This is a genomic window from Pseudomonas frederiksbergensis, assembly GCF_900105495.1.
Classification (GTDB): Bacteria; Pseudomonadota; Gammaproteobacteria; order Pseudomonadales; family Pseudomonadaceae; genus Aquipseudomonas; species Aquipseudomonas frederiksbergensis.
In genome coordinates, this window is sequence record NZ_FNTF01000002.1 from 5,176,398 (window position 1) to 5,199,905 (window position 23,508).

The window sequence follows — 23,508 nt, forward strand, 5'->3', positions numbered from 1 at the left end:
TGGTGCTTATAAGGACGGTGGTTCAACCGCGTTTTGCGTACAGCTTCGGTTCGCCCGGTGGACGACTCTTGAAGCGGCGATGCGCCCAGAGGTATTGCTGCGGACATTCGCGCAAGACGCCTTCGATCCATTGGTTGATCCGCAGGCAATCGGCCTCTTCGGTTTCGCCGGGAAAGCCCTCGAGCGGTGCATGAATCACCAGTCGATAACCGCTGCCGTCCGCCAGACGTTCCTGAGTGAACGGCACCACCAGCGCCTTGCCCAACCGCGCGAACTTGCTGGTGGCGGTGACGGTTGCAGCCTGAATCCCGAACAGCGGCACGAAGATACTTTGCTTGGCGCCGTAGTCCTGGTCCGGTGCGTACCAGATTGCCCGGCCTGCGCGCAGCAATTTGAGCATGCCGCGCACGTCGTCACGCTCCACCGCCAGCGAATCGACGTTGTGCCGCTCGCGCCCCAGGCGCTGGACGTAGTCGAACAATGGATTCTTGTGTTCGCGGTACATGCCATCAATGGTGTGCTGCTGGCCGAGCAAGGCCGCGCCGATTTCCAGCGTGGTGAAGTGAACGGCCATCAGGATCACGCCTTTGCCGTCGCGCTGGGCTTTTTTCAAATGCTCCAACCCTTCGACATGGGCCAGCTTCGCCAGACGCTCGCGCGACCACCACCAGCTCATGGCCATTTCGAAAAACGCGATGCCCGTTGAGGCGAAGTTTTCCTTGAGCAGGCGCTTGCGCTCGGCAGCGGTTTTTTCAGGGAAACACAGTTCGAGATTGCGCTTGGCAATGCGCCGTCTGTCGCCCGCTACTCGATACATCAATGCACCCAGGGCGCGACCGATCGACAGCAACACCGGATACGGTAGCTGGACAATCAGCCACAACAGCCCCAAGCCACACCACAGCGGCCAGAAACGTGGAGATAGAAATGCTGTTCGAAAACGCGGGCGATCCATTAAAGGTTCCGGAAAGACAATGGCCGCGCATTCTACATCGTTCGACCCGGCTTGCGGCTCGCGGGCGTTCTCGTTATAAGTCTCGGCACTTTTAGTGACAAGTCGTTGTATGCCGACCATGAGCCAAACCGAACCGCTAGACCAAGATCCCGTGTTCCAGCTGAAGGGCAGCATGCTCGCCATTACGGTGCTGGAACTGGCTCGTAACGACCTCGAGAACCTCGATCGTCAACTGGCCGCCAAGGTCGCCCAGGCGCCTAACTTTTTCAGTAACGCGCCACTGGTGCTGGCCCTGGACAAACTCCCGGCCGGCGAAGGCGCGGTCGATCTGCCGAGCCTGATGCGCGTCTGCCGCCAGCATGGCCTGCGCACCCTGGCGATCCGTGCCAGCCGTATCGAAGACATTGCCGCGGCCATTGCGGTCGACCTGCCGGTGCTGCCACCGTCCGGTGCCCGTGAGCGTCCGCTGGACCCGCTCGAAGGCCAAGTTCCGAAAAAACCGGAAAAACCGCCGGAGCCGACAATCAAGCCAACGAAGATCATCACCTCCCCCGTACGCGGTGGGCAGCAGATTTATGCCCAGGGCTGCGATCTGGTGGTGATTTCCTCAGTCAGCCCGGGGGCGGAACTTCTCGCCGATGGCAACATCCATGTATACGGCCCGATGCGTGGTCGAGTGTTGGCCGGTGTCAAAGGCGACACGAAAGCCAGGATTTTCTGTCAGCAAATGAGCGCTGAACTGGTCTCCATTGCAGGGCACTACAAGGTTTCGGAGGATCTGCGTCGCGACCCTTTGTGGGGCGCGGGCGTACAGGTCAGCCTGTCGGGCGATGTGTTGAACATCATTCGGCTTTAACGGATACTGCCGCATTTTCCAAACATCTCTAAAACGTAGCGAAAACGGCTCAAACGAAGTAGGAAAAAGGCCATAAGCAGTGTTTACCCGAGGTAAGCGCCGCTCTGGGCCGAATTCCAGCCAAGGCTGTCCGACTGCAGTAGTTTTTCTAGAGATGTTTTTCAGGGGCTAAATGTCCTTTTTCCTTAGGGGTGAAACACCTTGGCCAAGATTCTCGTGGTTACATCCGGCAAGGGTGGTGTGGGTAAGACCACCACCAGTGCTGCTATCGGTACCGGCCTCGCACTGCGCGGTCACAAAACAGTTATCGTCGACTTCGACGTCGGTTTGCGTAATCTCGACCTGATCATGGGTTGCGAGCGCCGTGTGGTGTATGACTTCGTCAACGTGGTAAACGGCGAAGCCAACCTGCAACAAGCCCTGATCAAAGACAAACGCCTGGAAAACCTCTACGTACTGGCCGCCAGTCAGACTCGCGATAAAGACGCGCTGACCGTGGAAGGCGTGGAAAAAGTGTTGATGGCGCTCAAAGAAGACTTCGAATACGTGGTCTGCGACTCGCCGGCCGGTATCGAAAAAGGCGCTCACCTGGCCATGTACTTCGCAGACGAAGCGATTATCGTGACCAACCCGGAAGTGTCCTCGGTTCGTGACTCGGACCGCATGCTCGGCCTGCTGGCCAGCAAATCGCGCCGCGCGGAAAAGGGCGAAGAGGCAATCAAGGAACACCTGCTGCTGACCCGCTACAACCCGCAACGAGTCAGTGACGGCGAAATGCTCGGCGTCGAAGACGTCAAAGAGATTCTGGCGGTCGCCCTGCTGGGTGTCATTCCAGAATCCCAGGCCGTACTCAAGGCTTCCAACTCAGGCGTGCCGGTCATTCTCGACGACCAGAGCGATGCCGGTCAGGCATACAGCGATGCGGTCGATCGCCTGCTGGGCAAGAACGTGGAGCATCGTTTTCTCGATGTAACGAAGAAGGGATTCTTCGAGCGCCTGTTTGGAGGTAGATAATGAATCTTTTTGACTTCTTTCGTGCCAGCAAAAAAGTCAGCACCGCGTCGGTAGCGAAAGAGCGTCTACAGATTATCGTGGCGCACGAACGCGGCCAACGCAGTACACCGGACTACCTGCCAGCCTTGCAGAAGGAATTGGTCGAGGTCATCCGCAAGTACGTCAATATCGGGTCCGATGACGTGCACGTCGCTCTGGAAAACCAGGGCAGCTGCTCGATTCTGGAACTCAATATCACCCTGCCAGATCGCTAGTCGATCCGGCGGGAGCTACGGCGGTTCAGCCTTCCAGATCCTGTAGGGGCGAACTGTGGCGAGGGGGCTTGTCGGAACGCCGCATCGCCCCGTTTGAGTGCGCAGCACTCACAGGACTTTCGGTACACCGAAAGTTTTGGGGCTGCTTCGCAGCCCAACGGGGCGATGCGGCGTTCCGACAAGCCCCCTCGCCACAGGTCGCTCCTACGGGTGTGAGGCCTGAGCCGCCGTTGGCGTTTGTTACGAGGCTGTTTTAATGCCGTTGTCCAACATCCATATCATCCATCAGGACGCCGCCGTACTGGTGGTGAACAAGCCGACCCTATTGCTCTCTGTCCCTGGCCGGGCGGATGACAACAAGGATTGCCTGATTACCCGCCTGCAAGAAAACGGCTACCCGGAAGCGCGAATCGTCCATCGTCTGGACTGGGAAACCTCCGGCATTATTCTGTTGGCCCGTGATCCGGACACGCATCGCGAGCTGTCTCGGCAATTTCACGACCGTGAAACCGAAAAGGCCTACACCGCACTGTGCTGGGGACAACCGGAGCTGGACAGTGGCAGCATCGATCTGCCCTTGCGCTACGACCCGCCGACCAAGCCACGCCACGTCGTGGACCATGAGTTCGGCAAACATGCCCTGACCTTCTGGCGGGTGTTGGAACGTTGTGGCGATTGGTGTCGGGTCGAATTGACGCCGATCACCGGCCGCTCCCATCAGTTGCGCGTGCACATGCTTTCCATCGGCCACCCTCTGCTGGGGGACGGGCTGTATGCCCACGAGCAAGCACTGGCAGCCTGGCCACGACTCTGCTTGCACGCAAGCATGCTCAGCTTCACTCATCCGCAAAGCGGCGAGCGCTTGCGCTTTGAATGTCCCGCTCCTTTTTAAGCAACCGCAGAATCTAAAAACGCCCTTCAATTGAAGGGCGTTTTTTTGTTACAAATAGAAGTGAAAATAATGTGAAATTATTGTCATGAATTTGTAATGAAACGTAAACTGCCATCACTTTGATAGCAGGCAGGAAGCCCCTCGTGCTCAGCAACAAGACATTCCAAGACGACTACCCATTCACCTTCTGCCTGTTCAACACCACCCTGCACTTTAGCGAGCAGCCTTCAGCCGAAGCACAACAGGCGCTTGAACAGCTCATACACAAACGACGCGCGCACAAGCTCACCCGTGCCAGTGCGCCGCTGGCTTCCGGCGATACGCCGCTGTTTGCCAAGGTCCAGCCGCTGGATACCTTGAAGGCAAAAATGCGCGTGACCTTTGGCAAACCACAGCGCAATGGCCGATTCGACTGGCCGCTGGAAGAATTGATCAATACGCTCGAAGCACAGCGCCGTGGCGTGCAGATGCCGCCGCTGCAAGGGTTCGGTTACACCAAGGACCGACTGGGGCTGACCCAGGAATATTTCATTATCACGCGCCTGCTCGACGACCATATCGACGGCGTGCAATGGCTTAAACGCAACCCGGACAACGTCGAGACATTCATTCTCGACGCCTTCGATTTGTTGAGCTCATTGGCGCGCAAAAACATCACGCACATGGATTTCTGGGCTGGCAACATCATGATCCGGCAAACACCACAGACTCAGCTCAAAGCCATCGACTTTGAAAACTGCTTTGCCGGCCAGACAAACCATCAAAGCGAAACCCTGGGTTTTCAACTGGGCTTCTTCTATCGCCGGGACATCTACAAGCTCATCACCGAAGCCGCCTATGACCGCCTGGTGGACGAATACATCCGACAGATTCCGGGGATCTCGAAGGAAAAATTCAATGAGGTTTACCTCGCGAGCAAACATGAGCATGTAGGCCGCAAGCAACGTCGCGAAGTGTTCCTCAAGGGCAAGCTGATCACCGGCTAATACTCTTCACCAGCCAGCAGCCGGCGTACGTCGAACGGCATTGTCTCTGCAATGCCGTGAGCCAATACGTTAAACTTGCGCCATTGCTGTCTGGAGCTACTTATGCGCGAAGAGTTGAACCAAGGCCTGATCGATTTCCTCAAGGCCTCCCCTACCCCATTCCATGCCACCGCCAGCCTTGTTCAGCGCCTGGAAGCGGCAGGCTTTCAACGCCTTGACGAGCGCGAGCCATGGGCCACCGAAGCCAATGGCCGTTACTACGTAACCCGTAACGACTCATCGATCGTCGCGTTCAAGATGGGCCGTCATTCGCCCCTGCACGGCGGCATTCGCCTGGTTGGCGCGCACACCGACAGCCCGTGCCTGCGGGTCAAACCCCAGCCGGAACTGCAACGCCAGGGCTTCTGGCAACTGGGCGTCGAAGTCTATGGCGGCGCATTGCTGGCGCCATGGTTCGACCGCGACCTGTCCCTGGCCGGCCGCGTGACCTTCCGCCGTGATGGCAAGGTCGAGAGCCAACTGGTCGACTTCAAGGCGCCGATCGCCATCATCCCTAACCTTGCCATTCACCTGAACCGTGAAGCCAACATGGGCTGGGCGATCAACGCCCAGACCGAACTGCCGCCGATCCTCGCGCAATTTGCCGGTGACGAGCGCGTGGACTTCCGTGCCGTGCTCACCGATCAACTTGCCCGCGAACATGGCCTGAACGCCGACGTGGTGCTCGACTATGAGCTGAGCTTCTACGACACCCAAAGCGCTGCGGTCATCGGCCTGCATGGCGATTTTATTGCCGGCGCGCGCCTGGACAACCTGCTGTCGTGTTATGCCGGCCTGCAAGCCTTGCTGACCACCGAAACCGACGAAACCTGCGTGCTGGTCTGCAATGATCACGAAGAAGTCGGTTCCTGCTCGGCCTGCGGTGCCGACGGCCCGATGCTGGAGCAGACACTGCGTCGCCTGCTGCCTGAAGGCGATGAGTTCGTGCGCACCATTCAGAAGTCCCTGTTGGTCTCGGCTGACAACGCCCACGGCGTGCACCCCAACTACGCCGACAAGCACGATGCCAACCACGGTCCGAAACTCAACGCCGGCCCGGTGATCAAGGTCAACAGCAACCAGCGCTACGCCACCAACAGCGAAACCGCCGGGTTCTTCCGTCACCTGTGCATGGCCGAAGAAGTGCCGGTACAGAGCTTCGTGGTGCGCAGCGACATGGGTTGCGGCTCGACCATCGGCCCGATCACCGCCAGCCACCTGGGCGTGCGCACCGTCGACATCGGCCTGCCAACTTTCGCCATGCACTCGATCCGCGAATTGTGCGGCAGCCATGACCTGGCACACCTGGTCAAAGTGCTGAGCGCGTTTTACGCTTGCCGCGAACTGCCGTAACAAACCCTGTGGCGAGGGAGCTTGCTCCCACTGGGCTGCGAAGCAGCCCCGAATTCCACTGATGCGGTGTTTCAGGAACACCGCATGTATAGGTGTTTGCGGCTGCTGCGCAACCGAGCGGGAGCAAGCTCCCTCGCCACAGTGGTCTCGCCGCTCTCGGATACACCTCACCACCGGTCGCCCAAAAGCCGCCTAGACTTTAACTACCCCTTTGACAAGGCAGTCGCCCATGATCTCGTTATCTTCGTTTCACGCCATGCTGATTCCAATTCTCTCCGGGATGGTCATGTTGGCAATCGGCTTCAATTTTCGCGATAAAAACCTCGGCGTGTTCGCGATGTGGATCGGCATGTTGACGATCCTCGCCACCGTGGTTTTCAAGATCCTCGCCAAACTCAACGAATAAATCCCCAGCCCTGGCTCGCATTGATTTTGACGGGCTCGTACACTCGGTCGATCTGCTCATTCCAAGGTTGACCGCCTAGTGTTCGCTCGTCTTTTTGCCCTGCCATGTTTGTTCCTTGTCTGCCTCATGACGCTGCTGCCGATGACGCCTGCCCAGGCGGTCGGCTTGCCTGGCCTGCTCAACAGCTCGGCAAAACAGCCTGAGGCGCAAGAGCCCTTGGGACAATCCCTGGACGAAGTCATCAAGTCGCTGGAGAACGATCAGCAACGCGCCCAATTGCTGGCGGATCTGAAGAAGCTGCGCGACGCCACCAAAAAGGCCCAGCCGGTCGCCGAAGCAGGCGTACTGGGACTGATCGGTGGCACCCTGGCCAGTTTCGAAAAACAGTTTTCAGGCGCGGACAGCCCTCTCACGCGCTGGTCTGAAGAATTCAAACTGGCTGAGGATGAACTGACAGCGCTGGTGCTGCCGGCCAATGAATGGCTGCCGATCATCTTTGCCTTCGCCCTGATCCTGATGCTCTGGAGCTTGCTGGCGGCGGCGCTGATCTGGATCAGCCACCGGGTGCGGATGCGCTTCGGCCTCACCGAAGAACTGCCGCAGCACCCCAAGGCCCTGGACATGTTGCGCTTCGCCCTGCGCAAACTCGGACCGTGGCTGATTGCGTTGGTCATCACGGTCTACATGAGCTACGCCCTGCCTTCGTCATTGGGCAAAAGCCTGGCCATGGTGCTGGCGTATGCGCTGGTGGTCGGCACCTGTTTTTCGGCAATCTGCGTGATCGCCTTTTCGCTGCTCGACGGCCCACACCGCCACCGCGCCCTGCACATCCTGCGGCATCAAGCCTTTCGGCCCCTGTGGCTGATCGGCAGTTTCGCCGCCTTCGGTGAAGCCCTGAGCGATCCGCGCCTGGTCGAAAGCCTTGGCAGTCATTTGGCTCACACCGCCGCGACAGTCGCCAACGTACTGGCGGCGTTGTCCACGGGGATGTTCATCCTGCGGTTCCGTCGCCCCATCGCCCACTTGATCCGCAACCAACCGTTGTCCCGGCGCCTGACCCGCCGCGCCCTCAGCGACACGATCGAAATTCTCGGCACCTTCTGGTACGTGCCGGCGCTGGTGCTGGTGGGGATTTCGCTGTTCGCCACGTTCGTCTCGGCCGGCGATACCAGCACCGCATTGCGTCAGTCGCTGATTTGCACCGTGCTGCTGGTGTTGTGCATGGTCATCAATGGCCTGGTGCGCCGCCATTCACTCAAGCCACAGCGCAGCGTGAAGCGTCATGCCCTGTATTCGGATCGCCTGAAAAGCTTTTTCTACACACTCGCCCACCTGGTGGTCTGGCTGGCGTTCATCGAACTCGGCCTGCGGGTCTGGGGCATGTCGCTGATCAGCTTCACCGAAGGCGAAGGGCATGAAGTCAGCGTCAAACTGTTCAGCCTCGGCGGCACGCTGATTTTTGCCTGGCTGATCTGGATTCTCAGCGACACCGCCGTGCACCACGCCCTCACCCGCTCGCGCAAAGGCCTGGCGAATGCCCGCGCACAGACAATGATGCCGTTGATTCGCAATGTGTTGTTCGTGGCGATTTTCATCATTGCGCTGATTGTTGCCTTGGCAAACATGGGCATGAACGTCACCCCCTTGCTGGCCGGTGCCGGCGTGATCGGCCTGGCCATCGGATTCGGCGCACAGTCGCTGGTGGCGGACCTGATCACCGGGCTGTTCATCATCATCGAAGACTCGCTGGCCATCGACGACTACGTGGACGTTGGCGGCCACCTGGGCACTGTCGAAGGGCTGACCATTCGTACCGTGCGCCTGCGGGACATTGACGGCATCGTCCATACCATTCCGTTCAGCGAAATCAAAAGCATCAAGAACTATTCCCGGGAATTCGGCTACGCGATTTTCCGGGTGGCGATACCTTCCAACATGGACATCGATAACGCGATCAAACTGATGCGCGACGTCGGCCAGAAGATGCGCACCGATCCACTGCAACGGCGCAACATCTGGTCGCCCCTGGAGATCCAGGGTGTCGAGAGTTTTGAGTCAGGCAACGCAATTCTTCGCGCCCGGTTCAAGACCGCGCCGATCAAGCAATGGGAAGTGTCCCGAGCGTTCAACCTGTCGCTCAAGCGGCACCTGGACGAAGCCGGATTCGACCTGGCGACACCACGCATGAGCGTGCAGGTGATCACCGCGGGCGGCGGCCAAGTGACGGGCTAATCCTCGCCACAACTACAAACGGCAGGCAAAAAAAATCCCCGAACCAGTCGGGGATTTTTTATGTTCGATCAATCAGCCCGAGAGCGGATCAATCTTCGCGATAGCGACGCAGCTTCAACTGCTTGCCAGCAACGCGAGTGTCCTTCAGCTTGGTCAGCAGACGCTCCAGACCATCTTCCGGCAGCTCAACGAGGCTGAAGCTGTCACGCACCTGGATGCGACCGATTGCTTCGCGAGCCAGACCACCCTCATTGAGGATAGCGCCCAGCAGGTTCTTGGCAGCGATACCATCACGCGCACCCAGCGCGGTACGGCAACGAGCACGACCTTCGGCCAATGGAACCGGAGCACGACGCTCACGATCACCACGGTCCGGACGATCACCGGTACGCTCTGGACGATCGCCACGCGGTGCGTTGTTCGGCACCAGTGGACGTTCTTTCTCGATGGCTGCCAGGGTCAACGCCTGAGCGTTGGTTGCCTTGCGCAGCAGAGCAGCGGCCAGTGCACGCGGAGTGCAACCGATGTCGGCAGTCAGGCGATCCAGCAGATCACCGTGAGTCGATTCGGCATCAGCCACCAGCGGCGACAGGCTGTTGGTCAGTTTCTTGATGCGGGCATCGAGAACAGCCTGAGCGTCCGGCAGGCGGACTTCGGCAACTTTCTGACCGGTTACACGCTCGATCACTTGCAGCATGCGGCGCTCACGCGGAGTCACCAGCAGCAGTGCACGACCTTCGCGACCGGCACGGCCGGTACGGCCGATACGGTGAACGTAGGATTCTGGATCGTACGGCATGTCAACGTTGAACACGTGAGTGATGCGCGGAACGTCCAGACCACGAGCAGCAACGTCGGTCGCCACAACGATGTCCAGACGGCCATCCTTGAGGGATTCGATCACGCGCTCACGTTGGTTCTGAGCAATGTCACCGTTCAGCGCAGCGGCTTTGTAGCCTTTGGCTTCCAGGGCACTGGCCAGGTCCAGGGTCGCTTGCTTGGTGCGCACGAACATGATCAGGGCATCGAAGTCTTCAACTTCCAGCAGGCTCAATACAGCCGAGGTCTTCTGGTCAGCGTGAACCAACAGGTGAGCCTGTTCGATCGCGGTAACGGTCTGAGTCTTGGTCTGGATCTTCACGTGTTGCGGATCGCGCAGATGGCGCTCGGCAATGGCACGGATCGACTGCGGCAAGGTAGCCGAGAACAATACGGTCTGACGGGTTGGAGGCAAGGCCTTGAAGATAACTTCGAGGTCGTCCATGAAACCCAGCTTGAGCATTTCGTCCGCTTCGTCGAGAACCAGGTGGTTCACGGTCGACAGAACTTTTTCGTCGCGACGCAGGTGGTCGCACAGACGGCCCGGAGTGGCGACAACGATCTGTGCACCATTACGGATTGCTTTCAGTTGTGGGCCCATAGGGGCGCCGCCGTAAACGGCCACAACGGTAACGCCCGGCATTTGCTTGGCGTAGGTTTCGAAAGCGGTTGCTACTTGCAGCGCCAACTCACGGGTTGGCGCCAGGATCAGGGCTTGCGGCTCGCGCTTAGCAGGATCGATGCGATGCAGGATCGGCAGGGCGAACGCAGCGGTTTTACCCGTACCGGTTTGCGCCTGACCAATCATGTCGTGACCGGCCATGATGATCGGGATCGATTGCTGCTGAATAGCCGAAGGTTCTTCGTAGCCAGTCGCGATGACGGCTGCAAGAATGTTCGGATTAAGATTAAAAGCGGCGAAGCCGCCGGTTTCCTGGGTCATGGGTCTGCCTCTAAGTGCATCCGCAAAGACCCATGCTCCAAAGCTGCGCATGCCGTGTAAGACTCAAGAGTCGCCCTGGCTGCTTTGTCGGCGGGGATTTGCGAAAACGAATGAATGAAAAAGATTCGTCAAGGGAGAGTCCGCTGTGCGGACGTGCAGCCGAAGCTGACTTCGGGGAATTGCGCTACCTAAACGCGGCCTGGTTAAAGGCCGGCGCGCACTATACCGGAATTCGCTCAAAAAGGGAGCTTTATTTGTCGGAAAAGTGCGGTGTTTAGCGTTCTGTCACACGCTTTGCGGACAATCGGACAACAGTCTATTTTTCAAAGGCCCAGCCCTGCTGACGATCGCGCTAAAACGGTTCACCCTTGTCACGCAGACCTGCTGCCTGACATCCCTTCCCCGCCCGAGGAAATACACCATGAATCAGCCCTGCTCCAGCCGTGTGAGCCGTGAACGGCACGGTCACGTCCTGATGATCGGCCTGGATCGAGTGGCCAAACGCAACGCCTTCGATCTCGACTTGCTCAACGAACTGAGCCTGGCCTATGGCGAGTTCGAGGCCGACAGCGAAGCGCGGGTGGCAGTGGTGTTCGGCCACGGTGAGCATTTCACCGCAGGGCTCGATTTGGTCAGCGCCAGCGCGGCCCTGGCTGACGGCTGGCAGGCACCGCCCGGCGGCTGCGATCCGTGGGGGGTGTTCGCCGGCCCCAGGGTGAGCAAACCGGTGATTGTCGCCGCGCAAGGCTACTGCCTGACCATCGGTATCGAATTGATGCTGGCCGCCGACATCAACCTCTGCGCCAGCAATACCCGTTTCGCCCAGAAAGAAGTGCAACGCGGGCTCTTCCCGTTCGGCGGCGCCACGTTGCGCCTGCATCAGGTCGCTGGCTGGGGCAATGCCATGCGCTGGCTGCTGACCGGTGATGACTTCGATGCCCATGAGGCGTTGCACCTGGGGTTGGTGCAGGAAGTGATGGCCAGCGAGGACCTGCTGCCACGGGCGATTGAATTGGCTGAGCGGATTGCCCGGCAAGCGCCGCTTGGGGTTCGGGCGACGTTGATGTCTGCAAGGCAGGCGCGTTATGAAGGGGAAACCGCGGCGGCCCAGGCATTGCCGCCGATGGTGAAGAAGTTGCTGGCCAGTGAAGATGCCAAGGAAGGCGTGCGGTCGATGATCGAGAAGCGACCCGGAGTCTTCAAAGGCTGCTGACACGCCGGCTTTTGTGGCGAGGGAGCTTGCTCCCGCTGGGCTGCGAAGCGGCCCCGAAAATCCTGGCAATCCATGGAGATTTTGTGAGTGCTGCGCACTCAAGCGGGAGCAAGCTCCCTCGCCACAGTTATCTCACCAGCCTTCACGTCGCCGGGCGGATTGCCTTGATCAATGACTGCAACGAATACCCCAACCGCGGCGCCAGCCCTTCGGCGCGGGCGATCAGGCCGTTCATGTCCAGTTCCTGATCCAGCTCCGAAGGCACGAGCAGAATCACATTGCCCTCCTTCACCGGCAGCTCCCAGTAATGCCGGTGATAGAGCCCGCGAAACAATGCGGCGCCCAACGGCTTGCCATCATCGGTGGCCCACTGGTTGATCACCAGCCAACCACCCGGGTTCAGGCGTTTTTGACAGTTTTCCAGGAAATTCCACGCCAGATGCCCGACACCTGGCCCGACATCGGTGTAGAGGTCGACAAAAATCAGATCCGCCGGCTCAGCGGTATCGAGCAGCTCCAGCGCATCGCCCACCCGGATATACAGTCGCGGATCGTCATCCAGCCCAAGGTATTCAATGGCCAGGCGCGGCACGTCAGGGCGCAACTCGATGGCTTCGACGTCTTCCAGCGGCAGGAACTTGAGGCAGGCCTGGGTCAGTGTGCCGGCACCGAGGCCGAGGAACAGCGCGCTTTCCGGCTGCTCGTGGCACAACGCGCCAATCAGCATCGCCCGGGTGTAATCGTATTCGAGCCAGCTCGGATCAGCCGTGAACACGCAGCTCTGTTCGATGGCATCACCGAACTCGAGAAAACGGTAATCGGCCACTTCCAGCACGCGAATCACGCCGAACTCATCCTGTACCTCGGCGAGCAGATGCTCGACGCGCTCCTCAGTCATTTCGTCTCCTGATCGTCGCCGTACCCGGCAACGTACTAAAACCGCGGAGTGGCGCGGCAAAAGCGCGATTGTCCGCGAAGCGACGGGAACAGGTCACGCACTAATTGCTGATAACATGACCGTCCGAGCGTAAAACACTAGAGACCGTGATGAGCCAACCCTGGAGCCCTGACAGCTGGCGCGCCCTGCCGATCCAGCAACAACCCCGTTACCCCGACGCAGCGCATTTGCTGCACGTCGAGCAAACGCTGGCCAGTTACCCGCCGCTGGTGTTTGCCGGTGAAGCCCGGGAGTTGCGCCGTCAGTTTGCCGAAGTGACCCAGGGCCGCGCGTTTCTGCTGCAGGGCGGCGACTGTGCCGAAAGTTTTGCCGAGTTCTCCGCCGCGAAAATCCGCGACACCTTTAAAGTGCTGCTGCAAATGGCGATCGTCATGACCTTCGCCGCCGGTTGCCCGGTGGTCAAGGTCGGGCGCATGGCCGGTCAGTTCGCCAAGCCGCGTTCGGCCAACGATGAAACCATCGACGGCGTCACCCTGCCGGCCTACCGTGGCGACATCGTCAACGGTATCGGCTTCGACGAAAAAAGCCGCGTGCCGGACCCGGAACGCCTGCTGCAGTCCTATCACCAGTCCACCGCGACCCTGAACCTGTTGCGCGCCTTCGCCCAGGGCGGCTTTGCCGATCTGCATCAAGTGCACAAATGGAACCTGGACTTCATCGCCAACTCGGCGCTGGCGGAAAAATACAGCCACCTGGCCGATCGCATCGATGAAACCCTGGCGTTCATGCGCGCCTGCGGCATGGACAGCTCGCCGCAACTGCGCGAAACCAGTTTCTTCACCGCCCACGAAGCGCTGCTGCTGAACTACGAAGAAGCCTTCGTGCGTCGCGACAGCCTGACCAACGATTACTACGATTGCTCGGCGCACATGCTGTGGATCGGCGACCGCACCCGCCAGCTCGACGGCGCACACGTCGAGTTCCTGCGGGGCGTGAACAATCCAATCGGGGTCAAAGTCGGCCCCAGCATGAACCCCGAAGACCTGATTCGCCTGATCGACGTGCTCAACCCGGACAACGATCCTGGCCGTCTGAACCTGATTGCGCGGATGGGCGCGAACAAGGTCGGCGATCACCTGCCGCAACTGATCCGTGCCGTACAGCGCGAAGGCAAGCAGGTGCTGTGGAGTTCCGATCCGATGCACGGCAACACCATCAAGGCCAGCAGCGGCTACAAGACCCGCGACTTTGCGCAGATTCTTGGTGAGGTGAAGCAGTTCTTCCAGGTTCACGAAGCCGAAGGCACGTATGCCGGCGGCATCCACATCGAGATGACCGGGCAGAATGTCACTGAGTGCATTGGTGGGGCGCGGCCGATTACCGAAGACGGGTTGTCGGATCGGTATCACACCCATTGCGACCCGCGGATGAATGCCGATCAGTCGCTGGAGTTGGCGTTTTTGATTGCCGAGACGCTGAAGCAAGTCCGACGCTAAATGATCGTTCCCACGCTCTGCGTGGGAATGCAGCCCGTGACGCTCCGCGTCACTGGACGCGGAGCGTCCCTAGAGGCGTTCCCACGCAGAGCGTGGGAACGATCGGTGCTCAAAGCTGTGCCAATGCCACCCGCAACCGCGCCGCACTCGCCCGCGGACAATTCAACTGAACCTGCTCAAGCCCCAGCCAATCCGCCATTCGCCGCAGATTGACCGCCAACGCTAGCATCCCTTCGTCATCCAGCCCCGGCTCTTCCTCATGCACCGCGTGCACCGCAAGCCTGCCCTGCGCCCGTTCGGCGCGCAGATCCACCCGCGCGGCAATCCGTTCATTGTGCAAAAACGGCAATACGTAGTAGCCGTAGACCCGCTTGTCCTGCGGCGTATAGATCTCCAACCGATAGCGAAAATCGAACAGGCGCTCGGTACGACTGCGCTCCCAGATCAGTGAATCGAAGGGTGAAAGCAAGGCGCTGGCTTCGACCTTGCGCGGCACTTTCGGATCAGGCAGACAATAGGCCGGTTGCCGCCAGCCCTGGACTTCACAGCCCAGCAATTCACCCGCCTCCACCAGTTCCGCCAAGCGCGGACGGGCATCACCGGGACTCAGGCGAAAGTAATCGCGCAGGTCTTTTTCTGTTCCGACGCCCAACGCTGTCGCGGCATGCAGCAACAGGCCGCGCTGAGCCTCGGCCTCGCTCAGCAGCGGCTGCGCAAGAATCGCCGAGGGAATTACCCGCTCCGGCAGATCATAAAGCCGCTCGAACCCACGCCGCCCGGCCACAGTCACTTCTCCGGCGGCGAACAACCATTCCAGCGCATGCTTTTCTGCGCTCCAGTCCCACCAGGGCCCTGCCCGTTCCTGACGGGTCGACAGGCTTCCGGCACCCAGCGCACCCAGCTCCTGAACCGAGGCCAGCACCCGGCGAATCGTGTCCTGCTGCTCACGTCCGAAACGCGCCAGTTGCTGATAGATATCTTCGCCACGGGTCGCGCGCAGCATGCGCCAGCGCATCAACGGGTACATCGCCAAGGGCAGCAACGAGGCTTCGTGCCCCCAATACTCGAAGAGCGTGCGCCGCCGGCCCGAACTCCAGGCAGCCTGGTCGAGCAAGTCGGGGGAGTAATTGCCGAGGCGGGAAAACAAGGGAAGGTAGTGCGAACGCACCAATGCATTGACCGAATCGATCTGCAGAATGCCCAGCCGCTCGATCAGACGGTTGAGCTGCACCGGCTTGATCGCCGCTGGCGGCTGGCGCCCGTTGAACCCTTGGGCGGCCAGCGCCAGACGCCGAGCCTGTTTGATGGAAAAGGACAGTGTTGCGCGCATGAGCATCTCCTTGTCTGCTCGCAACCTACCCCACCGGAAGATGGTTTGTGTAGTTGTGTATGACTCATTTGTGCATCGGGTCATCCCAGAACGGGCGGATGGCCTCGTGCTCGACATCCGCACGACTCAGCCCGATGTCCTTCAACGCTTCATCACTCATGCCCGCCAACATTTCACGTTCACGGTGCAGTTCGTACCAGCGATTGAATTTGTGCAGCAAATCAGAGATCAGGTGCACCGAGTGTTTTTCTACGTCGACATAACCTTTTTGACCTTTCATCTTGTTGCCCTCCGTTTGGATGGCTCAAGTGTCGCGCCGGGGCTAAGATCAATCCAACGAATGTTTCTGATGTAACACATCTCGGAGATTGATGAATGTCCGCCTTCCCAAGTATCGACACCGAAGTGCTGCGCACCTTTGTCGCCATCGCCGACCAGGGCGGTTTTACCCGCGCCGGCGAATTGGTCAATCGCACTCAGTCCGCCGTGAGCATGCAGATGAAGCGACTGGAAGAGGACGTGGTGCAGCGTCAATTGTTCCAGCGTGACGGACGGCAGGTGCGGCTGACGGCTGAAGGCCAGGTGTTGCTGGGCTATGCCCGGCGCATCCTCAAACTGCACAGCGAGGTGTTCAATACGCTGCGCGAGCCGCACATGGTCGGCATGGTGCGCATCGGCACGCCCGACGATTACGTGATGCGTTTTTTACCGGGGATTCTGCGGCGGTTTGCCCAGACGTATCCGCTGATCCAGATCGAGGTGCACTGCGAATCATCAAAACAATTGCTGCTGCGCCAGGACCTCGACTTGACCATCGTCACCCGCGAGCCGGGCAATGAAATCGGCCAGTTACTGCGCAAGGAGCATTTTGTCTGGGCCGAGGCACAGTGTTTCAGCGCCCATGAGCAAACACCGTTGCCACTGGCGATGTTCAACAGTGATTGCTTCTGCCGCATATGGGCCTGCAATGCGCTGGACGCCATGGGTTGCGATTATCGCGTGGCGTACAACAGCGACAGCCTGTCGGCGATCATGGCGGTAGTCAGTGCCGGACTGGCTGTCACTGCGCAACTGGAAAGCCTGATCACCCCCGACATGCGCATTCTCGGTGAAGCCGAAGGCCTGCCAATCCTGCCCGAAGCCAGCATAATGCTGGTGCGCAACCTGCACAATCCATCGCCGATCACTGAGTGCCTGGCCGAGCACATCGTCGAAGGTTTCAAACTTTAAGGGCGAGCATCACCGCACAGAACACCAAAAACCCACAAAACAACCCGCGCAGCAGTCGCTCTGGCAGTGCGTGGGCAATCCTCACGCCCCAACTGATGCTCATCAGACCGCCAACCGCCAAAGGCAGGCCGATCATCCAGTCGACCTGATGATGCACCGCGTAAGTCACCAGCGTGACGCCAGTACTTGGCAGCGCCAGCGCTAGGGACAACCCCTGGGCAACCACCTGACTGGTGCCGAACAGACTGGTCAGCACTGGCGTTGCCACCACCGCCCCGCCCACGCCAAACAACCCGCCCATGGTGCCGGAGGCGGCGCCGAGCACGCCCAGCCATGGCCATGAGTAATTCATCTGCGCCGACACGGGCGCGTTGGCGTAGAACATTCGCATCAGGTTGTAGGCCGACAGAGCAATCAGGAACGCGACAAACCCGATGCGCATGGTTTGTGCATCGATGCCCACTGCCCAGATCGAACCGATCCAGGCAAAACAGAACCCCATCGAGGCCAATGGCAGCGCGTGGCGCAATTCAATGCGATTACGCTGGTGGTAACGCCAAAGCGCCAGCATCACGTTGGGCACCACCATGACCAGCGCCGTGCCCTGGGCAATCTGCTGATCGAGGCCAAACAACACGCCCAGCAACGGGATCGCAATCAAACCACCGCCAATGCCGAACAACCCACCGAGGGTTCCCAGAGCGGCGCCAAACACCAGGTACATCAAAAACTCAATCACAGGCGATTTTCCCTTCACGTCAGGCTATTCATCCTACGCAGTCGGCGCTGGCGGGGAAACGCACAGCAACGCACAATGGCTGTGCCAACTTCGCACAAGCGCTGACACCACCATGAACCCTGATCAATTGACCGAACAGCTGGGTCTGTTCCTCGACGTGCTGGAAACCGGCAGTTTTTCCGCCGCTTCCCGCCGTCATCCACTGACCCCTTCAGCCGTGGCCCGGCGCATCGACAGCCTGGAAAACGCCGTCGGCAGCCAGTTGTTCATTCGCAGCACCCACGCCGTGCGCGCCACCCCGGCGGGTTTGGCATTTGCCGAGCGCGCCCGACGGATCGTGGCTGAACTGCGGCTGGCTCGGGCTGAGGCAGTATCCTTGAGCAGCGCACCGGAAGGCTTGATTCGGATCGATGCACCGGCGGCCTTCGGACGGCGGCATCTGGCGCCGGTGATTGCCGACTTTCTGATGCTCTACCCCGGCCTCGACGTGCAGTTGCACCTGATCGACAGTTTCGTCGACATGCAGGGTTTGAATCTGGGCAAGGTCGATCTGGTGCTGCGCGCCGGGCAAATGGCCGATACCCGGCTGGTGGCCACGCCGCTGGCGAGCATGGTGCGCATCGCCTGCGCCAGCCCGGAGTATTTGCAACGGCGTGGTGTGCCGACCGATCCGGCGCAACTGACTGAGCATGATGGCCTCGACTGGGATGGCCTGGCTCCGCCGTTCGCCTGGCGCTTCGAACGCGACGGGCAGATGCACTTGCACCGCCCGGCGCGCATCCGCATGGGTGCCAACAATGCCGAGGCGTTGGTCTGCGGCGCATTGGCCGGGCTGGGTATCGCACACTTGCCCACCTGGTTGACCAGCGAATACCTCTTACGCGGTGAACTGCTTCCGCTGTTCTGTGAACACGGCCTGCCACCACCGGAAACCACCGGCATTTATGCCTTGCGCCTTGAGCAACAACCCAATCCCCGTAGCCGCCTGTTGCTGGAATACCTGAAAACCCGTTTCAGCCCGATCCCGCCGTGGGATCTGGCCCTGCAAAGCACCCTCGACCGGCACTAGGCTAGAATTGTCTGGTGCATTAAAGATTCGCCCGCTAGATTTATGACGATCACTGATCAAGGCTTCGAAATGACCACCGAGCGCGATACCCCGGATAACTGCGACGACCTGCTGCTGGATAATCAGGCCTGCTTCGCCCTGCACTCCACCTCGCTGCTGATGACCAAGGTCTACAAGCCGCTGTTGCAAGCACTGGGCCTGACCTATCCGCAATACCTGGCGATGATGGTGTTGTGGGAACAGGACGGTTTGACCGTAGGCGAAATCAGCACGCGCCTGCTGACCGATCCCGGCTCACTGACGCCTTTGCTCAAACGCCTGGAAGCCGAAGGTTTACTCAGCCGCACCCGCAGTCGTGAAGACGAACGGGTGGTGATTGTCGAACTTACCGAACAGGGTCGTGCCTTGCGGGAACAAGCCCGCAGTATCCCCCGGTGCATCCTCGGCGCCAGCGGGATGACCCTGGAGCGGCTGCAGAAATTACAAGCGGAGCTGCAAGCGCTGCGCAGTAATCTGCAGAACAGTCTCTAACCTCCAAACCACCACAAATCCCCCTGTGGGAGTGAGCCTGATCGCGATAGCGGTAGGTCAGTCAAGGTTGAAGTGACTGATCCACCGCTATCGCGAGCAGGCTCACTCCTACAGGGGATGGGTGGTGTGCTTCAAATCCTTTTCGTCATCCAGTCAAAAAAAATTCTTACTGAAAATCCTGCCGCGACCGCTCTAGCTCAATACATCCAAGCAGCGCCCATTTCTTAAACCAATATCTCTTCGAAAATTTATATTGCGCGCTAAATATTTGCGCGATACATTCATTTCGCACTTACTTAGCGCGCAAACATTTAGCGCAAAACATCAAACCCGAATGAGGCTCACACCATGCAAACTCTCTACACCGCTATCGCAACTTCCACCGGCGGCCGTGACGGTCGTGCGGTTTCCAGCGACAACATCCTCGACGTCAAACTCGCCACGCCCAAAGAACTCGGTGGTGCCGGCGGCGCAGCGACCAACCCTGAGCAACTGTTCGCAGCCGGTTACTCCGCCTGCTTCATCGGCGCGCTGAAATTCGTCGCCAGCCAGACCAAACGCAAAATCCCGGACGACGCTTCGATCACCGCCCATGTCGGCATCGGCCAGATCCCTGGCGGTTTCGGCCTGGACATCGACCTGCACGTCAGCTTGCCGGGTCTTGAACAAGCCGATGCACAAAGCCTGGTCGACGCTGCACACCAGGTCTGCCCGTACTCCAACGCCACCCGTGGCAACGTCGATGTGCGTTTGCACGTCACCGTCTAACCGCTGATTCCCAGGCCCGAACAAGGAAACGAACATGCGCACTTTCAGTAAAGTCTTGACCGGTACCCTTCTCGCCTTGTCCATCCACAGCGCGTTCGCGGGCGACGGGGTTGAACACAACACCCGGGCGTTCCTCGATGTTCTGAACGCCGGCAACGGCCAACCGATGGAACAACTCACCCCTGAAGAAGCCCGCGCCGTGCTGGTCGGCGCGCAGGCCGGGGTGAAACTGACGCTGCCAAAAGCCGATGTCAGCGAGAAGACCATTCAAGTCGACGGCCAACCGCTCAGCCTGACCATCGTTCGGCCAGCCGGGGTCAAAGGTGAGTTGCCTGCGTTCATGTTCTTCCACGGCGGCGGCTGGGTGCTGGGGGATTTCCCGACCCACGAACGTCTGGTTCGGGACTTGGTCACCGGCTCGGGGGCGGTGGCGGTGTTCGTCAATTACACGCCTTCGCCGGAAGCGCATTACCCGGTGGCGATCAACCAGGCTTACGCCGCAACCCGATGGGTGGCCGAGCACGGTAAAGAGATCAATGTCGACGGCAAACGTCTGGCCGTGGTCGGTAACAGCGTCGGCGGCAACATGGCAGCGGTGGTTGCGCTGATGGCCAAAGACAAGGGCACGCCGGCGATCAGGTTCCAGGCGCTGCTGTGGCCGGTGACTGACGCCAGCTTCGAGACGGCGTCCTACAACCAGTTTGCCGAGGGGCACTTCCTCACCAAAAACATGATGAAGTGGTTCTGGGACAACTACACCACCGACGCCAAACAGCGTAACGAGATCTATGCCTCGCCGCTGCGGGCGACGACTGCTCAACTCAAGGGCCTGCCACCCGCGCTGGTGCAGACGGCGAGCGCCGATGTCCTGCGCGATGAGGGTGAGGCCTATGCCCGCAATCTCGACGAAGCCGGGGTGCCGGTTACCTCGGTGCGTTACAACGGCATGATCCACGACTACGGTTTGCTCAATGTGGTGAGCCAGGTGCCTGCGGTGCGTTCGGCGATGCTTCAAGCGTCCGAAGAGCTCAAGCAACACCTGAAGAAATAACGCAGCACAACTGTGGAATCGTCGCACCGCCGCTCCCACAAGGGTTCATTGCTGGACCTGAAACTGCAGGCACAAAAAAGCCCGACTCAATGGTCGGGCTTTTCATTCCTGAAGCAGTGCTTATTTAGCACGGCCTTTGTAGGAACCGCCTTCGCGGGTATCGATCTCGATCATGTCGCCGATTTCGATGAAGTCAGCAACCGACAACTCGGTACCGTTCTTCAGTTTGGCAGGCTTCATCACCTTGCCGGAAGTGTCGCCGCGAGCGGAACCTTCGGTGTAGTCAACCTGACGCACGATAGTGGTCGGCAGTTCTACGGAAACCAGACGCTCTTCGAAGAAGATCGCTTCGCAAACATCGGTCATGCCTTCTTCAACGAAAGGCAGAACGGCTTCGATGTCTTCAGCGTTCAGTTCGTACATGGTGTAGTCGGTAGTGTCCATGAACGTGTAGGAGTCGCCGCTGATGAAGGACAGGGTCGCTTCTTTACGGTCGAGGATTACGTCGTCCAGTTTGTCGTCGGCGCTGTAAACGATCTCGGTCTTGTAACCGGTCAGCAGGTTTTTCAGCTTGGTCTTCATGATCGCGCTGTTACGACCCGACTTGGTGAATTCAGCTTTCTGAACCAGCCAAGGATCGTTTTCGAGACGGATAACCATCCCGGGTTTCAGTTCTTTACCAGTTTTCATTGCGAGTATCCGAATTTGGATGGGGTTTACAAAAATCTAGGCCGCGTATCATATCCAATTTAGGTAAAACTGTACCAGCGCTGCGGCAAGATCGGCCTGCAAAGCCTGTTCCAGACACCACGCTTCGGCGTGTTTTTGCAGTTCTGGCCAGTGTTTGCGGGTTAATTGCCAGTGCACGCTCATATTGTCACCCGCATTCCACGCTCGCCAAAGACCGCTGATCGCCTCGCGGGCAGGCTCGGACAAGCCTTTGGTGTACAGCGCGAGGAAGGCGTCGAGCTTGTCCAGATGGATGTCTTCGTCCTGCTGATAGATGTGCCAAAGCAGTGGCCGGCCAGCCCATTGGGCGCGGACAAAGGAATCCTCACCGCGCACGGCATTGAAATCGCAGCACCAGAGCAGGTGATCGTATTGATCCTGTCGGACGAACGGCAGCACTTGCACGGTCAATTCACCACGCACATGCACCGCGCCGGCCACCAGACCGTCCACCCCGAGCCAACGTTCGACATCCCCAAGAATCCGGCCTTCGGGCACCAGCAGATGAGTGGGCGTCGAGTCGGCAACCATTGCCTCGAGCCAGCTGGCCAGCCCTTTATTTTCGTAGGCAAACAGCGAGATCAACTGCGCACCTTGCGCAGGATCGATCCCCAAGCCTTGGAGGAATTCTCGCTGAGCCTCGGGGTTTTGCTGAAACTGCTGACGACGCTCAAGCAATCCGCTTTCACGCAACAAGCCACCGGTGCCCTTTTGAAACCCAGGGAAGAAGAAGAATTTTTGTACGCTCTTGTACTTCACCGACGGCAAGCCGTGGCAGCCGACGACCCAGTCCTCGGCACTCAGGTAGTCGAGATTCATCCACAGCGGCGGTTTTTCCCGCTCGGCCATGGCCTCCATGTAGGCACTCGGCAACTGGCAGGCGAACGCTGCAATCACCACGTCAGCGGCTTCAGTGGGCCGCCAGTCGGGCGTCCACTGACACACCTCGACGCCCTGCTGCCATTGCTGTGAGGCATTGATGTCGATGTCCGGGCACAAACGCTCGAAGGCCCGCAAATCATCGACCCACAAGCGCACCGCCACCGAATGTTCGGCCACCAGTTGTCGGGCCAGACGCCAGGTCACGCCGATGTCACCAAAGTTGTCGACCACGGCGCAAAAAATATCCCAGCGCCAGCAGTTTTTTACTTGAGGCATTTCAGGCATTCCAGGCTCCCGTTGGCAAAGGCGCCGATTGTCCTCATAAATTACCCCGTGCAGAAGAGCCGACGGCGATTAATCTTCATGCGACAATCGCCACTCGCCCGCGACCACCCGCCAGGAGGCAGCCATGCCCAACCGTCCCAATCCGCGCCGCCCGCTGCTGATCCAGCTCAGCGCCTTGCAACTGACGGGCAGCATTGCCCTGGGAATGTGGCTGGGGTTTATCGCGATCGCGCTGACATGCTGGCTCGCCTCTCGACTGTTGTTCAGCGAACAACTGGCGCCCGTGGCTGAAGCCGTGCAGCAACTGGCCAAACCACCGGTGGTGGCGCAACCGGTGCCGGACATTCCACCGCAGAGCCCGTTGTTCGAACAGTACGAAGAAAACCTGCGCAAGAACGAGCAGCAGCAACGTATGGATCAGGCTCGCAGCACCGGACGCAATCTGTCCAACCCGAAATGCCAGTTCTGGTTGCAGCAGGACCAGACTGCGCCGAGCGAAAAAAGCCGCGCCAACGTCCTGCAATTCTGCGATTGATCA

General features: G+C 59.5%; 24 protein-coding genes. 16 read left to right on the forward strand and 8 right to left on the reverse strand.

Annotated features, from left to right (window positions below):
- Positions 1-22 precede the first annotated feature (22 nt).
- Positions 23-955, reverse strand: a complete 933-nt coding sequence (locus tag BLW70_RS24285; RefSeq protein ID WP_074878316.1) for a lipid A biosynthesis lauroyl acyltransferase — start codon at positions 953-955, stop codon at positions 23-25.
- 118 nt (positions 956-1,073) lie between these two features.
- Here BLW70_RS24285 and minC point away from each other — a divergent pair, with 118 nt between their 5' ends.
- The 8 genes from minC to BLW70_RS24320 all read left to right on the forward strand — a co-directional run bounded on the left by minC (position 1,074) and on the right by BLW70_RS24320 (position 8,987).
- A complete protein-coding gene (gene minC, locus BLW70_RS24290) occupies positions 1,074-1,811 on the forward strand; it encodes a septum site-determining protein MinC (protein ID WP_074880809.1) in 738 nt (245 codons plus the stop codon).
- A 201-nt stretch (positions 1,812-2,012) separates the two neighbouring features.
- Positions 2,013-2,825: a septum site-determining protein MinD gene (minD, locus tag BLW70_RS24295; RefSeq protein ID WP_008146172.1), complete on the forward strand. Its 813-nt coding sequence runs from the start codon at positions 2,013-2,015 to the stop codon at positions 2,823-2,825.
- Positions 2,825-3,079 carry a cell division topological specificity factor MinE gene (gene minE, locus BLW70_RS24300; RefSeq protein WP_007898843.1) on the forward strand — a complete coding sequence of 85 codons (255 nt, stop codon included), beginning with the start codon at positions 2,825-2,827 and terminating at the stop codon, positions 3,077-3,079. The genes minD and minE overlap by 1 nt, the downstream gene beginning before the upstream one ends.
- A 256-nt stretch (positions 3,080-3,335) precedes the next feature.
- The gene (locus BLW70_RS24305; RefSeq protein WP_046037585.1) at positions 3,336-3,971 is read left to right on the forward strand and encodes an RluA family pseudouridine synthase; all 636 of its coding nucleotides are present in this window, start codon (positions 3,336-3,338) and stop codon (positions 3,969-3,971) included.
- Between the two features lie 143 nt (positions 3,972-4,114).
- On the forward strand, positions 4,115-4,957 hold the full coding sequence (locus tag BLW70_RS24310; protein WP_074878317.1) for a lipopolysaccharide kinase InaA family protein: 843 nt from the start codon (positions 4,115-4,117) through the stop codon (positions 4,955-4,957).
- Positions 4,958-5,059: 102 nt separating this feature from the next.
- Positions 5,060-6,349 (forward strand): M18 family aminopeptidase, encoded by a 1,290-nt coding sequence (locus tag BLW70_RS24315; RefSeq protein ID WP_074878319.1) that lies wholly within the window; start codon positions 5,060-5,062, stop codon positions 6,347-6,349.
- Between the two features lie 229 nt (positions 6,350-6,578).
- The gene (locus BLW70_RS30860; protein ID WP_162842863.1) at positions 6,579-6,755 is read left to right on the forward strand and encodes a hypothetical protein; all 177 of its coding nucleotides are present in this window, start codon (positions 6,579-6,581) and stop codon (positions 6,753-6,755) included.
- A 78-nt stretch (positions 6,756-6,833) separates the two neighbouring features.
- The gene (locus BLW70_RS24320; RefSeq protein WP_074878321.1) at positions 6,834-8,987 is read left to right on the forward strand and encodes a mechanosensitive ion channel family protein; all 2,154 of its coding nucleotides are present in this window, start codon (positions 6,834-6,836) and stop codon (positions 8,985-8,987) included.
- Positions 8,988-9,075: 88 nt separating this feature from the next.
- Here the strand turns inward: BLW70_RS24320 and BLW70_RS24325 are convergent, their stop codons facing one another.
- Complete coding sequence (locus BLW70_RS24325) at positions 9,076-10,749, reverse strand: DEAD/DEAH box helicase (RefSeq protein ID WP_008146183.1); 1,674 nt, start codon at positions 10,747-10,749, stop codon at positions 9,076-9,078.
- Between the two features lie 421 nt (positions 10,750-11,170).
- On the opposite strand from BLW70_RS24325, the gene BLW70_RS24335 reads away from it, so the two are divergent.
- Complete coding sequence (locus BLW70_RS24335; protein ID WP_074878323.1) at positions 11,171-11,962, forward strand: crotonase/enoyl-CoA hydratase family protein; 792 nt, start codon at positions 11,171-11,173, stop codon at positions 11,960-11,962.
- A 142-nt stretch (positions 11,963-12,104) separates the two neighbouring features.
- Here BLW70_RS24335 and BLW70_RS24345 read toward each other — a convergent pair whose 3' ends face one another.
- Positions 12,105-12,860 carry a spermidine synthase gene (locus tag BLW70_RS24345; protein WP_074878327.1) on the reverse strand — a complete coding sequence of 252 codons (756 nt, stop codon included), beginning with the start codon at positions 12,858-12,860 and terminating at the stop codon, positions 12,105-12,107.
- A 149-nt stretch (positions 12,861-13,009) separates the two neighbouring features.
- On the opposite strand from BLW70_RS24345, the gene BLW70_RS24350 reads away from it, so the two are divergent.
- Positions 13,010-14,356: a class II 3-deoxy-7-phosphoheptulonate synthase gene (locus tag BLW70_RS24350; RefSeq protein ID WP_074878329.1), complete on the forward strand. Its 1,347-nt coding sequence runs from the start codon at positions 13,010-13,012 to the stop codon at positions 14,354-14,356.
- A gap of 109 nt (positions 14,357-14,465) precedes the next feature.
- Here BLW70_RS24350 and BLW70_RS24355 read toward each other — a convergent pair whose 3' ends face one another.
- Together BLW70_RS24355 and BLW70_RS24360 are read right to left on the reverse strand one after the other, a co-directional pair.
- Positions 14,466-15,686: a winged helix-turn-helix domain-containing protein gene (locus BLW70_RS24355; RefSeq protein WP_074878331.1), complete on the reverse strand. Its 1,221-nt coding sequence runs from the start codon at positions 15,684-15,686 to the stop codon at positions 14,466-14,468.
- A 64-nt stretch (positions 15,687-15,750) separates the two neighbouring features.
- Positions 15,751-15,966, reverse strand: a complete 216-nt coding sequence (locus BLW70_RS24360; RefSeq protein WP_074878333.1) for a DUF1127 domain-containing protein — start codon at positions 15,964-15,966, stop codon at positions 15,751-15,753.
- Positions 15,967-16,061: 95 nt separating this feature from the next.
- On the opposite strand from BLW70_RS24360, the gene BLW70_RS24365 reads away from it, so the two are divergent.
- Positions 16,062-16,916 carry a LysR substrate-binding domain-containing protein gene (locus BLW70_RS24365; RefSeq protein WP_074878335.1) on the forward strand — a complete coding sequence of 285 codons (855 nt, stop codon included), beginning with the start codon at positions 16,062-16,064 and terminating at the stop codon, positions 16,914-16,916.
- Here BLW70_RS24365 and BLW70_RS24370 read toward each other — a convergent pair.
- Positions 16,906-17,655, reverse strand: a complete 750-nt coding sequence (locus BLW70_RS24370; protein WP_074878337.1) for a sulfite exporter TauE/SafE family protein — start codon at positions 17,653-17,655, stop codon at positions 16,906-16,908. The genes BLW70_RS24365 and BLW70_RS24370 overlap by 11 nt on opposite strands.
- A gap of 112 nt (positions 17,656-17,767) precedes the next feature.
- On the opposite strand from BLW70_RS24370, the gene BLW70_RS24375 reads away from it, so the two are divergent.
- The 4 genes from BLW70_RS24375 (at position 17,768) to BLW70_RS24390 (ending at position 21,074) form a co-directional block, all read left to right on the forward strand.
- Positions 17,768-18,724 (forward strand): LysR family transcriptional regulator, encoded by a 957-nt coding sequence (locus tag BLW70_RS24375; RefSeq protein ID WP_074878339.1) that lies wholly within the window; start codon positions 17,768-17,770, stop codon positions 18,722-18,724.
- Positions 18,725-18,793: 69 nt separating this feature from the next.
- Positions 18,794-19,255: a MarR family winged helix-turn-helix transcriptional regulator gene (locus tag BLW70_RS24380; RefSeq protein WP_074880811.1), complete on the forward strand. Its 462-nt coding sequence runs from the start codon at positions 18,794-18,796 to the stop codon at positions 19,253-19,255.
- 348 nt (positions 19,256-19,603) lie between these two features.
- Positions 19,604-20,023, forward strand: coding sequence for an organic hydroperoxide resistance protein (locus BLW70_RS24385; protein WP_074878341.1), 420 nt, complete (start codon positions 19,604-19,606; stop codon positions 20,021-20,023).
- A 34-nt stretch (positions 20,024-20,057) separates the two neighbouring features.
- Positions 20,058-21,074: an alpha/beta hydrolase gene (locus tag BLW70_RS24390; RefSeq protein ID WP_074878342.1), complete on the forward strand. Its 1,017-nt coding sequence runs from the start codon at positions 20,058-20,060 to the stop codon at positions 21,072-21,074.
- A 120-nt stretch (positions 21,075-21,194) separates the two neighbouring features.
- On the opposite strand, the gene BLW70_RS24395 is transcribed toward BLW70_RS24390, so the two are convergent.
- Both BLW70_RS24395 and earP read right to left on the reverse strand, forming a co-directional pair.
- Positions 21,195-21,764, reverse strand: coding sequence for an elongation factor P (locus tag BLW70_RS24395; RefSeq protein WP_007899917.1), 570 nt, complete (start codon positions 21,762-21,764; stop codon positions 21,195-21,197).
- A 48-nt stretch (positions 21,765-21,812) separates the two neighbouring features.
- Entirely contained in the window at positions 21,813-22,970 is a 1,158-nt protein-coding gene (gene earP / locus BLW70_RS24400) for an elongation factor P maturation arginine rhamnosyltransferase EarP (protein ID WP_074878344.1), read from the reverse strand.
- A 124-nt stretch (positions 22,971-23,094) separates the two neighbouring features.
- Between earP and BLW70_RS24405 the strand changes: the two genes are divergently transcribed.
- Positions 23,095-23,505, forward strand: a complete 411-nt coding sequence (locus BLW70_RS24405) for a hypothetical protein (RefSeq protein ID WP_074878345.1) — start codon at positions 23,095-23,097, stop codon at positions 23,503-23,505.
- Positions 23,506-23,508 lie beyond the last annotated feature (3 nt).